12 protein-coding genes are annotated in these 13,945 nt (G+C 75.2%); 6 read left to right on the top strand and 6 right to left on the bottom strand.

Annotated elements, in window-relative coordinates; translation table 11 throughout:
* The first annotated feature begins 12 nt into the window (after positions 1-12).
* The 6 genes from J5O08_RS00445 to J5O08_RS00420 are packed head-to-tail and all read left to right on the top strand — an operon-like array spanning position 13 to position 6,329.
* Positions 13-1,632: a glycoside hydrolase family 31 protein gene (locus J5O08_RS00445; RefSeq protein ID WP_218704885.1), complete on the top strand. Its 1,620-nt coding sequence runs from the start codon at positions 13-15 to the stop codon at positions 1,630-1,632.
* Positions 1,629-2,828 carry a Gfo/Idh/MocA family protein gene (locus J5O08_RS00440; RefSeq protein WP_218704884.1) on the top strand — a complete coding sequence of 400 codons (1,200 nt, stop codon included), beginning with the start codon at positions 1,629-1,631 and terminating at the stop codon, positions 2,826-2,828. Before J5O08_RS00445 ends, J5O08_RS00440 begins: the two co-directional genes overlap by 4 nt.
* A complete protein-coding gene (locus J5O08_RS00435) occupies positions 2,821-3,858 on the top strand; it encodes an ROK family protein (RefSeq protein ID WP_255589019.1) in 1,038 nt (345 codons plus the stop codon). Before J5O08_RS00440 ends, J5O08_RS00435 begins: the two co-directional genes overlap by 8 nt.
* Positions 3,855-4,451, top strand: a complete 597-nt coding sequence (locus J5O08_RS00430; RefSeq protein ID WP_218704883.1) for a histidine phosphatase family protein — start codon at positions 3,855-3,857, stop codon at positions 4,449-4,451. The genes J5O08_RS00435 and J5O08_RS00430 overlap by 4 nt, the downstream gene beginning before the upstream one ends.
* Positions 4,448-5,233, top strand: a complete 786-nt coding sequence (locus J5O08_RS00425) for a DeoR/GlpR family DNA-binding transcription regulator (protein WP_217616802.1) — start codon at positions 4,448-4,450, stop codon at positions 5,231-5,233. Before J5O08_RS00430 ends, J5O08_RS00425 begins: the two co-directional genes overlap by 4 nt.
* A 28-nt stretch (positions 5,234-5,261) precedes the next feature.
* Positions 5,262-6,329 carry an amidohydrolase family protein gene (locus tag J5O08_RS00420; protein WP_218704882.1) on the top strand — a complete coding sequence of 356 codons (1,068 nt, stop codon included), beginning with the start codon at positions 5,262-5,264 and terminating at the stop codon, positions 6,327-6,329.
* Here J5O08_RS00420 and J5O08_RS00415 read toward each other — a convergent pair.
* From J5O08_RS00415 to J5O08_RS00390, 6 genes are read right to left on the bottom strand one after another with little or no spacing between them, the layout of a single operon-like run.
* Complete coding sequence (locus J5O08_RS00415) at positions 6,298-7,578, bottom strand: MFS transporter (RefSeq protein WP_218704881.1); 1,281 nt, start codon at positions 7,576-7,578, stop codon at positions 6,298-6,300. The two genes, J5O08_RS00420 and J5O08_RS00415, sit on opposite strands and share 32 nt — an antisense overlap.
* Complete coding sequence (locus J5O08_RS00410) at positions 7,575-9,416, bottom strand: DUF4832 domain-containing protein (protein ID WP_218704880.1); 1,842 nt, start codon at positions 9,414-9,416, stop codon at positions 7,575-7,577. Before J5O08_RS00410 ends, J5O08_RS00415 begins: the two co-directional genes overlap by 4 nt.
* Positions 9,413-10,324, bottom strand: coding sequence for an LLM class flavin-dependent oxidoreductase (locus J5O08_RS00405; protein WP_308281203.1), 912 nt, complete (start codon positions 10,322-10,324; stop codon positions 9,413-9,415). Before J5O08_RS00405 ends, J5O08_RS00410 begins: the two co-directional genes overlap by 4 nt.
* Positions 10,321-11,469 carry an N-acetylglucosamine-6-phosphate deacetylase gene (locus J5O08_RS00400; RefSeq protein ID WP_218704879.1) on the bottom strand — a complete coding sequence of 383 codons (1,149 nt, stop codon included), beginning with the start codon at positions 11,467-11,469 and terminating at the stop codon, positions 10,321-10,323. Before J5O08_RS00400 ends, J5O08_RS00405 begins: the two co-directional genes overlap by 4 nt.
* A 3-nt stretch (positions 11,470-11,472) precedes the next feature.
* Entirely contained in the window at positions 11,473-12,639 is a 1,167-nt protein-coding gene (locus J5O08_RS00395; RefSeq protein ID WP_218704878.1) for an SIS domain-containing protein, read from the bottom strand.
* Complete coding sequence (locus tag J5O08_RS00390) at positions 12,636-13,931, bottom strand: D-tagatose-bisphosphate aldolase, class II, non-catalytic subunit (RefSeq protein WP_255589018.1); 1,296 nt, start codon at positions 13,929-13,931, stop codon at positions 12,636-12,638. Before J5O08_RS00390 ends, J5O08_RS00395 begins: the two co-directional genes overlap by 4 nt.
* Positions 13,932-13,945 lie beyond the last annotated feature (14 nt).

Genomic DNA, 13,945 nt, shown 5'->3' with positions numbered 1-13,945 from the left:
AACGAGCTCGACGTGAACCACGCCCCCGCCGCCGCACCCCCGGCCGCCGACGCCGCCGCCGAGACCGGCAGCCCGCTCACCCTCGAGCTGGAGCCGGGCGAGCGCTGGTGGGGCGGCACCGTCAAGGACGCCGTGCAGATGCCGTTCGGTGCGACGAGCACCTACGCGGTCGACCTCGCCGTCCCGCGGCACGACCCCGCGTGGGACAGCGCGGAGGACTCCAGCCAGGCGGCCCCGCTGCTGGTCTCCACGCACGGGCGGGTCGTCACCTCGCCGCGCCCGTTCGCCTTCCGGTTCGCCGACGGGCGGCTCGAGGTCGACGGCACCGACGTCGCGGTGCTGCGCGGCGGCAGCACGCTGCGCGAGGGCTTCCGGGCCGCCTCGGCCCAGCTCTTCCCGCCCGCCGGACGGACCCCCGCGCGGCGGCTGTTCGCCGCGCCGCAGTACAACACCTGGATCGAGACCCCGCTCGTCCCCTCCGAGGAGTCGGTGCTGGCCTACGCGCGCCGGATCCTGGACGCGGGGCTGGAGCCCGGCACGATCTTCATCGACGACAACTGGGCGCCGGACTTCGGCACCTGGCACTTCGACCGCGGGCGGTTCCCGGACCCGGAGCGGCTGGTCCGGACGCTGGCCGACTGGGGCTTCGACGTGATGCTCTGGGTCGTCCCGTTCATCAGCCCCGACTCGAAGGCGTTCCGCGACTGCGAGCGCGACGGCCTGCTGGTCCGCGACGCCGACGGTGGCACCGCGGTCCGCCGCTGGTGGAACGGCTACAGCGCGCTGCTCGACCTCTCCTCCCCCGCGGCCGTGGCGTGGTTCACCGACCAGCTCGACGCGCTCGTCGACATCGGCGTGGCGGGCTTCAAGTTCGACGCCGGCGACGTCCGCGACTACCGGCCCGACGACCTGATCGCCGAGCCGTGCGAGCCGGTGGACATGTCCGAGGCCTGGGCCCGGCTGGGCCTGCGCTACGCCCACAACGAGTACCGCGCCTGCTGGCGGATGGGCGGGCAGCCGCTCGGCCAGCGGCTCCGTGACAAGCCCCCGACCTGGGACGGCGCGGGCCTGGGCTCGCTGATCCCCGAGATGCTCGCGCAGGGCCTGCTGGGCCACCCGTACGTCTGCCCGGACATGGTGGGCGGTGGCGAGGTGGGCGCGATGGGCGGGATGGGCGACCGCCCGGCGGGCGACCAGGAGTTCTTCGTGCGGTACGCGCAGATCGCCGCGCTGTCGCCGATGATCCAGTTCTCGGTGAACCCCGCCCGCGCCCTCGACGCCGAGCACCTCGCCGCGGTCAAGGACGCCCTGGCGGTCCGGGCCGAGCACCTGCCGCTCATCCTGTCGCTCGTGGACGAGGCCGCGGTGACGGGCGAGCCCGTCGTGCGGCCCATGAGCTACCACGAGGCCGGGTACGAGACCGTGACGGACCAGTTCTTCCTCGGCCCCGACCTGCTCGTCGCGCCGGTGCTCGAGCGCGGTGCCACCGCCCGCGCGGTGCAGGTGCCGCCGGGCGCGTGGCGCGCGCCGGACGGGACGACGGTCGAGGGCCCCGCCACCGTCGACGTGCCCGTCGGGCTCACGACCCTGCCGCGCCTCACGCGCGCGACCCCCAGCGCCGCACCACGATGAGCCAGGGTCTCCGCGTCGCGGTGGTCGGGGTCGGCAACCGCGCCGCCCTCGGCCGGCTGGTCCCCGAGGCGTGGCCGAGGGCGGTCGTCGTGGCCGCGGTCGACCCCGACCCCGCCGGCCGCGACCGGGCCCGCGCGCTGTTCGGGCCCGGCATCCCGGTGCACCCGGACGTCGACGCCCTCCTGTCCGCCGGGGGCGTCGACGCCGCGCTCGTGACCACGCCGGACGACACCCACGCCCCGCTCGCGATCCGGCTGCTGCGCGCCGGCGTCGCGGTCTTCGTCGACAAGCCGCTCGCCACCACCACGACGGACGCCGACGCGGTCCTGGTCGCCGCGCAGCAGACCGGTACCCCGCTGCACGTGGGCCACAACCTGCGCCATTGGGAGGTCGTCCGCGTGATGCGCGACGCCATCGCGCGCGGCGAGATCGGCGAGGTCAAGGCCATCTGGGTCCGGCACTTCGTCGGCAACGGCGGCGACTACTTCTTCAAGGACTGGCACGCCGACCGGCGGCGCAGCGGCTCGCTGCTGACCCAGAAGGCGAGCCACGACATCGACGTCGTGCACCACCTCGCCGGCGGGTACACGACGCGGGTCGTGGGCATGGGCGCGCTGATGGTCTACGGCGACGTCACGGACCGCCGCGAGCGCCCCGGGCAGATCGCGCCGGACTGGACCAGCCACGCGAACTGGCCGCCGCGCGCCCTGACCGGGCTCAACCCGGTGGTCGACGTCGAGGACCTGTCCATGCTGATGATGACGCTCGACAACGGGGTCATGGCCAGCTACCAGCAGTGCCACTTCACCCCCGACTACTGGCGCAGCTACACCGTCATCGGCACCGAAGGGCGGCTGGAGAACGCCGGCGACACGGGCGGCGCGGTCGTCCGTGTGTGGAACCGGCGCCTGGAGTGGTCCCCGACCGGGCACGTCGAGCACCCGGTCCACGACCCCGCGGGCGGCCACCTCGCCGCGGACGCCGCCGTGCTCGCCGAGTTCTTCGCCCACGTCGTGGACGGCGCCCCGACCACCGGCTCGCCTGCCGATGCGCGGCAAGCCGTCGCCGTAGGCTCGCTCGGTGCCGAGTCGCTGCGCCGCGGCTGCGTCCCGCTGGACGTCCCACCGCTGCCCGCCGGCACGCCACCAGCGCGCCGGGCCGACCGTCACCGACCGAAAGAACGCGCAGATGACTGACACGACCGTCCGCCCGGCCGACGCCCCGGCCGACGCGCCCGCCGACCGCGCCGCCACCTCGATCGGGCCCGGCGTGCCCGTGCTGGCGTTCGACGTCGGCGGGACGACGATCAAGGCCGCGTACGTCGACGCCGACGGCACGCCCGGCGCCGTCCTCCGCACGCCGTCGCCGGCCTTCGGCCCGTCCAGCGCCGAGGCCGTCGTCGACGCGGTCGCGGAGCTCGCCGCCCGCCTCACGCCGCCCGGCGCCGAGCCGCGCGCCATCGGGCTCACCCTGCCGGGCATCGTCGACGACGAGACCGGGTTCGCCACCTACTCCGAGAACCTCGGCTGGCGCGACGTCGACTTCGCCGCGCTGTGCCGCGCGAGGATCGCGCTCCCGGTCGCCATCGGGCACGACGTCCGCTCCGGGGGCACGGCCGAGATGGAGCTCGGCGCCGGCCGCGGGCATCGGACGGCCGTCGTGGTCGTGCTGGGCACCGGGGTCTCCGCCGCGGTGTTCGTCGACGGTCGCCCCGTCGTCGCGCGCGGCTACGCGGGCGAGATCGGGCACGCCGTCGTGATCCCGCGCGGCGAGGCCTGCGTGTGCGGCAACCAGGGCTGCCTCGAGGCGGTCTCCTCCGCGGCCGCGATCGCCCGGCGCTACTCCCGGATGTCCGGCCGCGAGGTCGCCGGCGCGCGCGAGGTCGTCGAGGCCATGGCGGCGGGCGACACGATCGCCGCGGCGGTCTGGGACACGGCGGTCGAGGGGCTGGCCCTCGGGCTCTCGCACGTGGCGAGCCTGATCCAGCCCGAGGTGGTCGTCCTCGGCGGCGGGCTGGCCGAGGCCGGCGACCACCTGTTCGTCCCGCTGCGCGCCCGGCTCGCCTCGCTGCTCACCTACGTGCCCGTCCCGCCCCTGGTGAAGGCGCGCGCCGGGGAGAATGCAGGCCTGCTGGGGTCGGCCCTGCTCGCGCGCCGGGCGGCCGGACCCGGCACCGACGGCAGCACCGACCGCAGCACCGACGACCGAGGAGAGCAGCACCGATGAGGATCGCGCTGGTCCGGCACGGCCAGACCGACTGGAACATCCAGCGTCGCTACCAGGGCTGGGAGGGGCTCGACCTCAACGAGGTCGGCCGCGCGCAGGCCGTCGACGCCGCCGGGCGCCTGCTCGGCATCGGCGCGGAGCTGGGCGCCCGGTGGCGGTGGCTGTCCTCGTCGACCTCGCCGCGCGCGATGCAGACCGCGCGGATCATCGGCGAGCACCTCCCCCTGGTGCCCGGCGACCTGCAGTTCGAGGACCTGCGCGAGCGCGGCTTCGGCGTCGCCGAGGGGATGCTCATCGAGGAGGCCCGCACCCGGTGGCCCGCGCGCGACTACCCGGGCGGCGAGACGGCCGACGCGGTGCTCGACCGGGCGCTGCGCGGGCTGGACGCGGTGGGCCGGGCGCACCCCGGGCTCGACGGCGTCCTGGTCACGCACGGGACCACGCTGCGCCTGCTCGTCCAGAGCCTGACCGGCGAGGATCCCGGTAGCCTGCCCAACGCCGCCATCGCCGTGGTCGACGGTGAGCCGGGCGGGTGGTGCACGATCGTGCATCCATCGGCGACGACTGGGAGCGAGCAGGTACGAGGGCGATGAAGATCGAGGACCGACACCTGGCCATCGCCTCGTGGGTGGCCCAGCACGGGACCATCAGCGTCGAGGAGGTCATCGAGCAGTTCGGGGTCTCCCCGGCGACGGCCCGCCGCGACCTGGACGCGCTGGGCCAGCAGATGATCGTCATCCGCACCCGCGGCGGTGCCCGCGCCGCCGCGATCTCCGGCGACCTGCCGCTCCGGTACCGCGCCGCCCTGATGGGTCGGGAGAAGCTCGAGATCGCGCGCGCCGCGGCCGCCATGGTGCAGCCCGGGCAGACGGTCGCCTTCAGCGGCGGCACCACCACCACGCAGATCGCCCAGGAGCTGGGGGTCCGGGCGTCCGCCGACCCCGAGTTCGCGGAGAAGCTCACGACCGTGGTCACCAACGCGATCAACATCGCGAACGACCTGATCGTGCGGCCGGAGCTGCGCGTCGTGCTCACCGGCGGCGCCGCCATCGCGCGGTCCTACGAGCTCGTCGGCCCGCTGGCCAAGGCGGCCCTCCCCCTCATCAACGTCGACGTCTTCTTCCTCGGGGTCAACGCCATCAACCCCGCGCGCGGGTTCTTCACCGAGTTCGAGTCCGAGGCGGAGATCAGCGCCGCGATCCGGGAGAAGGCCGTGCAGTCGTACGTCGTGGCGGACCACACCAAGTTCGCCAGCACCGCGTTCGCCCTGATCTGCGAGCCGACGGACGTCACGGGCGTGATCACCGACGCCGACGCGGACGCGGAGGCGGTGGCCGCGCTGCGCGCCGCCGGCTGCCCCGTCATCCTCGTCTGATCCCACGGCCCCGACGGAGGGGAACGCGATGACCACCGACGACCTCGCCGACCTCCGGCTGCGGGACTTCGCGCCGCGGCCGATGCTCCGGACCGCCGAGACCGAGGTGCTGCGCTGCGCCACCCCGGCCGTCGACGCCCACAACCACCTGGGCCGGTGGCACACGGGCGAGTGGCGTGTCGACGACGTCGCCGCGCTCGTCGACCTGATGGATGAGCGGAACGTCGGCACCATCGTCAACCTGGACGGCTGCTGGGCGGACGAGCTCGAGCGCAACCTCGACCGGTACGACCGGGCGCACCCCGGCCGGTTCGCCACGTTCTGCCGCGTCGACTGGGGCGAGACAGCCACGCCCGGGTGGCCGGACCGGATCGCCGCGTCCGTCGCCGACTCCGCGGCCCGGGGCGCCACGGGGCTGAAGCTGTGGAAGGACATCGGCCTCGGCCTGGAGGACGAGCACGGCCGGCGGATCTTCCTCGACGACCCGCGCCTGGACGGGATGTGGCGGGCCGCGGCCGAGGCGGGGCTCCCGGTCACCGTGCACACGGCGGACCCGGCGGCGTTCTTCGAGCCCCTCGACCGGCACAACGAGCGCGTCGAGGAGCTGCTGGAGCACCCGGAGTGGCACGTCCGCGGCCCCGGGTCCCCCACCTTCGGTCGGCTGCTCGACGCGCTCGAGTCCGCCGTCGCGGCTCATCCCGACGTCACCGTGATCGGCGCCCACGTCGGCTGCTGCGCGGAGGACCTCGACCGCGTCGACCGGATGCTCCGCACGTACCCGAACTTCGCCTGCGACATCGCCGCGCGGATCGCCGAGCTGGGCCGGCAGCCGCGCCGCGCACAGCGCCTGATCGCGGACCACCCCGACCGGTTCGTCCTCGGCACGGACGTCGCGCCGCCGAGCGCCGACGCCTACGCGACGTACTACCGGTTCCTCGCCACCGCCGACGAGCACTTCTCCTACGGGCCGGAGGACCCGCCGGGGACCGGGCGGTGGCGCGTCTCGGCGCTCGACCTGCCGGCCGAGCACGTGGCGGCCGTCGTCGGCGACAACGCCCGCCGGCTCATCCCGGCACTCGGCGCCGCGCGGCTCTGAGCCGCGGCTGGAACACCCGCACGTTGACGTACCACCCGGCGGCCCCGCACCCGGCCACCAGCACGAACAGCGCCCCGAACCCGAGGGCGTCGAGCAGCGGCGCCAGCGCGAGGACCGCCACCGACGAGACCAGCATCGAGATCGCGAACAGGGTGCCGACGTAGGACGGCGCCCGGCCGCTCGGGCTCACGTCGCCGAGCATGAGCATCGTGGTCTTCAGGTAGCAGGCGGCGCCGACGTTCGCGAGCACCCACGCCACGGTCACGCCGCCGAGCGAGCCGCTGACCAGCCCCACCACCCCGGCCGCGGTCGCCGCGAGGGCGGCCACCGGCGACAGCGCGACCGGCCCGCGGCGGTCGATCACGAAGCCGAAGCCCAGGTTCACGGCGACGCCCGACACGATGGCGAGCGACGCCATCAGCGCGACGTGCTGCTCGCTCGCCGAGAACGTCCGGATGGCGTGCAGCGTGTAGAACGGCAGGAGCGAGTTCGCGAGCACCAGGAACACGCACGAGATCACCATCGCGCGGAACGTCGCGTCCCGGCCCAGCGTGCGCGGGACGTCGCGGAGGTACTCGGTGACCCGCATCGGCACCCGCGGCTCCGGGTCGTCGTGCTCGCGCATGAACCAGAAGCCCGCCGCGTTGGCGAACAGGAACGCCAGCCCCGCGCCGAACAGCACCATGTAGCTCCAGGGGTACGCGAGGCGGTCGATCACGAGGGGGATCAGGGCCGCTGCCCCCAGCGCGAGCACGCTCCCGATCGCCATGCCGACGCCCCGCAGCCCCGCCCGGCGCATCGGCGGCAGCAGCTTGAGCACCAGCGGGACGTTGAAGAGCGTGCCGGACCCGGCGAGCACGTTGAACACCGTCCAGGACGCGAGGAACAGCCACGTCATCAGGCCGGCGTGGTCGGCGAGCAGCGGCATCGCCAGCACGAAGGCCAGGAACAGCCCCCGCTGGACCAGCAGGACGACCGCGAACGTCCGCGCCATCCGCCGGGTCCGCGAGCACAGCGACACGAAGTACGGCTGCGAGACGAACGTGCCCAGGGACACGACGCTCGTGGCGATCGCGAACTGCGCGGTGGAGGCCCGCAGGTGCTCCAGGAGCAGCGGGATGACGGCGGTCATCGAGAGCAGCGCGACCGAGGGCTGGAAGGTCACGCCGTCCAGGAAGAACAGCAGCGAGTTCCGCCGCACTGCGCTCGCGCCGCCGAAGTCCCGGTCGACGGTGTCCTGCGCCGTCACCGGACCACGACCCGCCCGATGCGGTTGGCGCCGAGCCCGGCCGCCCAGGTGCCGCGGTTGGCGAACCGGACGCCGCGCCGGTTCTCGCTGGTCTCCTTGGGGTCCGCGATCCGCAGCAGGACGTCGTACTCCCCCGCCGGGACCGCCCCGAACGCGGTCATCGGGATCGCGCACGCGAACGCGTGCCAGGCGCCGGTGTTCTCGGCCCGGCCGTCCCCGTCGGCGGCGGGGAGCCAGGCGCGCACGTCCAGGTCGGTCGGCGCCGCGAACTCGGTCGCGCCGTCGACGGCGCGGAGCAGCACCCGCACCTGCTTGGCGTTGACGACGCCGCCGAAGCCCACGTTCTGCACGTGGCCGGCGCACTCCAGGGTCCCGGTCCGGGCGTCGACGGCGTCGGACACCTCGGACGAGCGCAGCACGAGGCGGTAGCCGAGGCGGTCGCGCAGGTACTCGAGCCCGGTCCGCCCCGCGTACACCGGGTCGAAGACAGCCCGGACCGTGCGCCCCGTGTACGGCGGCTCGGCGCCGTCGCCCGGGCCGGGGAGCGTGACGGGCGCGGACACCAGGTCCTCGGTGTACCGGGCGTCGTTCCACGTGCGGTAGTCCCCGTGCCGCAGGTTGAGCAGCGTCGTCCCGAGGCGCTGGGCCTCGACGATCGCGCCCGGCAGCCGGGAGAACACGTTCGGCGCGAGCCCGCCCTCCCCCTGCACGACCGAGCCCTGCCGACCGACCCACGCGGTGACGGTGTCGCGGTCGAAGCCCGGGTCTGTGCCGGGCGGCACCAGCATCGCGCTCCCCTCGGACAGCGAGCCGTGGTCGGACCAGCCGTCCTCGGACCAGCCGGCGGCGTAGCTGTCGTGGAAGAAGCCGAACCGCGCCTCCGGGGTGCCGGGCACGGGTGCCGGGAGCGCGTCGAGGTCGCGGAACGTCAGCGCCGTGCCGTGGGTGGCGTTGTGCCAGGCGAGGTAGCCGCCGGCGTGGGTGAGCAGGGGGCGGCTCGCCGGGACCGCGGCGAGGTAGGCGTCGAGCAGGGCCGTGTAGGCGGCGGGGTCCTCGGCCAGGGGCGAGGAGTGCTGCTCGCCCCACGGGCCGAGCATCCCCGTCTTGACGCACGTGATCACGTCCTCGAACTCGTGCAGCACGGGTGCCAGCTGCCACAGGTGGTACTCGATCCAGGACTTCCCCGTGTGCCCGGGGACGTCGCACGTCGCTGACGGGTTGTTCGGCGTGACGTGGGTCGGCTCGGGGCCCCAGATCAGGTGCTCGTCCGGGCCACCCTCGAGGAAGCCGAACCCGTTGCCGTCGTAGGAGAACTTGACCAGCGCGGTGCCCTCGCCGTCCCGCACCCGCTGCAGAGCGCCGCGGACGACGTCGAGCGCGTAGGACGTCAGCGGGCCGGTCCGCCCGGTGCGACCGCGGAACATCTCCTGCGTCGCCACGCCGCCGGCGGCGGCCAGCTCGGCGTCGAACGCGCGCCCGGCCGCGCGGGTCAGGAACGCGTTCGAGGAGAACTCGCACAGGTCGAAGCCCAGGAACGCGACCGAGGGCTCGGCGACGACGCCCGTTCCTCCGACGTAGCGCGGGCTGCGGTCCGTGCCGTCGAAGAACTCGGTGGGCTCGAGGTCGTCGCCGTCGACGACCCCGACCACGCCGGGCGCCACGAGGGTGGCGCCCTGGTAGCTCCCGGTGCGCGGCGCGCGCGGCACCCGGCGGTCCACCTCCGGCGTCGCGCCGAACCGGGTTCCCACCCACTGCCAGCGGCCGCGGTACGCGCCGCGGTCGGGGTTGGGGACGTCGACCGGGTCCTCGGTGTAGTCGAGGTCCTGGGCGACCCTCACGGCAGCTCCTCCCCGGACGCCGGCGGCTCGCCGTGCGCGCCGGCCAGGAGCGGCCGGACCTCGGTGCCGAGCCAGGCCGCCGTCGCTGCGGCGTCGGACATGTCCGGCGTGGTGCCGTCGGGTTCGACGGGCACGACCGCGACCGTCGTGGCGCCGGCGTCGGCGAACCGCCGGAGGTGCGCGGCGGTGCGGCGCGGGCCCGCGGCTCGCAGGGCGGCGTCCAGGCCCACGTACACGCAGGCGCCGAACGACCCGCCGTGATCGCGGGCGGCGCGGCCCTCGGCCACGGCGCGCAGCTTGGCGCGCGTGTCCTCGGGCGAGACGCCGAGCTGGAGGATCACGCCGTCGCCGACCTCCCCGGCGAGCCGGAGCGTCCGGGGTCCGTGCGCACCGACGTACAGCGGCGGCGGCTCCGCGGGCGGCCAGACCAGCCGGGCGTCGTCGAGCGCGACGTAGCGGCCCGCGACCGTCACCGCCTTCCCGCGCAGCAGCGGGCGCAGCACCGCGGCGTGCTCGCGCAGCAGCGTGAGCGGCGAGGCGACCCGGGCGCCGATCTCCGCCATCCAGGTCTGCACGCCGTGGCCGATCCCGGGGACCAGGCGTCCGGGGAACATCTCCGCCAGGGTGGCCACGTCCATCGCCGCGAGCACCGCGTGCCGCAGCGGCACGGGCAGCACGCCGAGGCCGACCCGCAGGCGCTCGGTCGCGCTCAGCACCGCGCCCGCCTGCGCGACCGCGGACTGCCGGTAGACGTCCTCCCACAGCCACAGCTCCGCCAGCCCGGACGCCTCGGCGGCCTCCGCGACCGCGAGGAGCCTCCGGGTGGGGAGCTCGGGCGTCGCCACCACGGCGAGCGTGACCGCGCCGCCGGGGCCGGGCACGCCCCCGTCCGGGCCGGGCCCGGTCACGCCAGGAACCGGCCGGCGCGCAGCACCCGCGTGACCCGCCCGCCGTCGAGCACGACCAGGTCGGCCGGCGCCCCGGCGACGATCCCGGGCGCCGGCAGCCCGAGGGCGCGAGCCGGGATCGACGACGCGGACGCCACGGCGGCGGCCACGTCCAGGCCGAGCACCGCCACGGCCCGGGCGACCGCGTCGGCGACCGTGATCGTGCTCCCGGCGAGCGACCCGTTCGAGGTCGCCCGCGCCACGGAGTCCGTCACGACGACCGCGCTGCCGCCGATCTCGTACGCGCCGTCGCCCAGGCCCGTGGCCGCCATCGCGTCCGAGACGAGGGCGAGCCGCTCCGGGGCCACGGTGGCGAGCACCCGCGCGGGCTCGGGTGCGACGTGGTGCCCGTCGAGGATGAGCTCGATCGTCACCCGGTCGTCGACCAGCGCCGCACCGAGCGGACCCGGCTCGCGGTGGTGCAGGCCGGGCATGCCGTTGAAGGCGTGCGTGAGCACGGTCGCCCCGGCGTCGAACGCCGCCCGGGCCTGCGCCGCGGTGCAGGACGTGTGGCCGACGGCGACCGTGACGCCCTCGGCCACGAGGTAGCGGATGGCGTCCACGGCGCCCGGGAGCTCCGGGGCGAGGGTCACCATCCGCAGCGCGCCGCGAGACGCCCCGACGAGCCGCCGCAGCTCGGTGACGGACGGCGGCCGGAGCAGGTCGGGCGCGTGGCACCCCCGGTGGCCCGCGTCGAGGTACGGCCCCTCCAGGTGGATCCCGGCGAACCGCCCCGCGGTGACCAGGTCGCTCAGCAGCGCCACCCGCTCGATCAGGACGTCGAGCGGCGCGGTGGCGACCGAGGCGCAGAGCGTCGTCGAGCCGCGACCGCGGTGGTGCGCCGCCGCCACCTCGGCGTCCTCGGGCGAGGCGGAGCCGTAGTCGTGCCCGAGCGCGCCGTGGTGGTGGATGTCGACGAACCCGGGTGCGAGCACGCCCCCGACCCGCACGGCCTCGTCGGGCGCGCCGAGCAGGTCCGGGGGCGGGCCGTCGCCGGTCGCGGTGATCCGGCCGTCGACGACCCGGGCCCAGCCGGGTCCGGACACGGCCGCACCCCGCACGACGCCGTCGGCGACGAGGGTCGTGGACGCGGCCGGGTCCGGCACTCCTCAGCCCTCCAGCGGGTGGATGACGACGCCCTGGACCACCCGGTTGACGCTGCCGCCGGGGAACGGGTTGTCCGGGGTGCAGCCGACGCCGACGGACGAGAACAGCGCGACGACCTGCGCCACCAGGACCGCGACCAGGGCGGTGGCGACGTCCCCCGCGCCCGCGAGCTCGGGGAACGACCAGGTCACCGCGCCGTCGAGCTCGACCGGGTCGGCCGACAGGACCAGGAGCCGCCCGGCCGCGACGGAGCCGGCGAGCTCGCGCGCCATGTCGAGGTCGTACCGGCGGGTGTACGGGTCCCCGGACACGAGCACGACCGCGAGCGTCGTCGGGTCGAGCACCGCCTTCGGGCCGTGCCGGAACCCGAGCGACGAGTCGGACCACGGCACGACCTTGCCCGCGGTGAGCTCGAGGATCTTCAGGCCCGCCTCGTTCGCGGCGCCCGCGAGCGGGCCCGAGCCGAGGTAGACGATCCGCCCGGGTGCGGTGAACGCGAGCTGCTCGATCTCGCCCACGCGCTCCGCCAGCAGCGCGTCGCCGGCCGCCGCCACCCGCGCGCAGGTCGCGCGCACCTCGTCGTCGCCGGCGCCGGACGTCACCAGCCACCCGGTCAGCAGCATCGAGGAGAAGCTCGACGTCATGGCGAACGACTGGTCGTTCGTCTCCGGCGGCAGCAGCAGCACCGTCGAGCGCGCGCGGGCGGCGTGCTCCGTCGCCAGCATGCCGTCGGCGTTGCACGTGATGATCAGGTGGTGCACCTCGGTGAGCAGCTGCTCGGCGAGCTCCGTCGCCGCCACCGACTCGGGGCTGTTGCCGGACCGCGCGAAGGACACGAGCAGCGTCGGCCGGTCGCCGGCGAACGCGGCGCGCGGGTTCGACACGATGTCCGTCGTCGGCACCGCCTCCGCAGGCCGCCCGTGCCGCTCGCCGAGCGCGGGGGCGATGGTGTCGCCCACGAACGCGGACGTACCGGCCCCGGTGAACACGATCCGGACGTCGTCCCGCGCGAGCAGCGGCGCGATCTTCGCGTCGAGCTCCGCGCGGGCGGCGGCGAGCAGGTCGGCGACCTTGCGCCACACGGCCGGCTGCTGCGCGATCTCGCGGGCCGTGTGGGCGGAGCCCTCGACGTCCAGCGGCGCGAACAGCTCGGTGAACGTGGCGGTCATGCACCCACCTCCTGGGGGTTCGTGGCGAAGGCGTACGCGCGCAGCGCGTCCTTGACCCGGTCCATCGCGAGCGCGCGGGGGTCGTTCTGCAGCTCGCCGCGCAGCACGCGGTCGTACTGCGCGGGCAGGTACTGGCTGAGCAGCGGGAGCGGGATCTCGATCGCCGCGAGGTTGTCGAGCAGCCGCTCCTGCGCGGCCTCGATGGCCGCGTCCGGCAGGTAGTAGCGCAGCCGGTCGGAGTAGGAGTAGCGGCGCTGGATGCGCTGCTCGCCCTCGTCGCCCTCGTAGTAGGACGCCCAGCGCCCGGGGTCGGCCACCATCGTCGACTCGATGACGGAGCGCAGGCCGGACCGCTGCTCGGCGGGCACCAGCTCGTCCTCGATGTGCGACAGCGCGAACAGCCCCTCGCGCAGGTTGAACGTCAGGCCGGGGCCGACCTTGATGACGAACCAGTGGTCCTCGACCAGCTCGCGCAGGTGCTCCGGGAGCTGGTAGTCCGTCGAGTGCGCTTCGAAGAGCATCGTGGGCTCGTCGTCGAGGACGGTGCGCAGCGCGACCGTCTTGCTGCGGTCGTACGGGATGACGCGCAGGTGGTCGAACTCGACGGCCGGCTGGACGACGAGCGCGATCACCCGGTCCCAGGCCTCGAGCACCCCGTGCTCCGCGAACGCCCGCCGGTGCGCCGCGATCGTCGCGCGGGCGGCCTCGGGCGACGTGGCGCGGAGCTCGCCGAGCTCCTCGTGCGCGCCGCCCGGGACCGGCACCTCGGTGCCGATGACGTAGACGGGGCGGTGCGCCAGGCCCGCGTCGGCCGCGGTCCGCTCGGCGACGGCCAGCATCCGGGCGGCCCGCTCGGCGACCACCTCGTCCGACAGCGGCAGGGTGTCGTCGGCGCACGCCATCGAGCAGTCGAGGTGGATCTTCTCGTAGCCCGCCGCGACGTAGGCGGCGACCAGGTCGAGGGCCTTCGCCATCGCCTGCTCCGCCGGCTCGGACTGCCACCGGTTCGGGCCGAGGTGGTCCCCGCCCAGGATCAGCCGGTCCGCGGGCAGCCCCTCCTCCGCGGCGATCGACAGGCAGAGCGCGCGGAAGTCCGCCGGGCGCATGCCGGTGTAGCCGCCGAACTGGTCGACCTGGTTGCTCGTGGCCTCGATGAGGACCGGCGTCCCGTCCTCGACCGCCTGCGCGATCGCGGCCCGGAGCACGAGCGGGTGCGCCGAGCACACCGCCGCGATCCCCACCGGGGTGCCGGACTTGTGGGCTCGAACCATGTCGAGCAGCTTCACGCTCATGGTGCTGTTCCTTT

Source organism: Cellulomonas sp. PS-H5 (assembly GCF_019265565.1).
In the GTDB taxonomy this organism is placed as follows: Bacteria; Actinomycetota; Actinomycetes; order Actinomycetales; family Cellulomonadaceae; genus Cellulomonas.
This window is presented reverse-complemented; position numbering and strand designations above follow the sequence as displayed.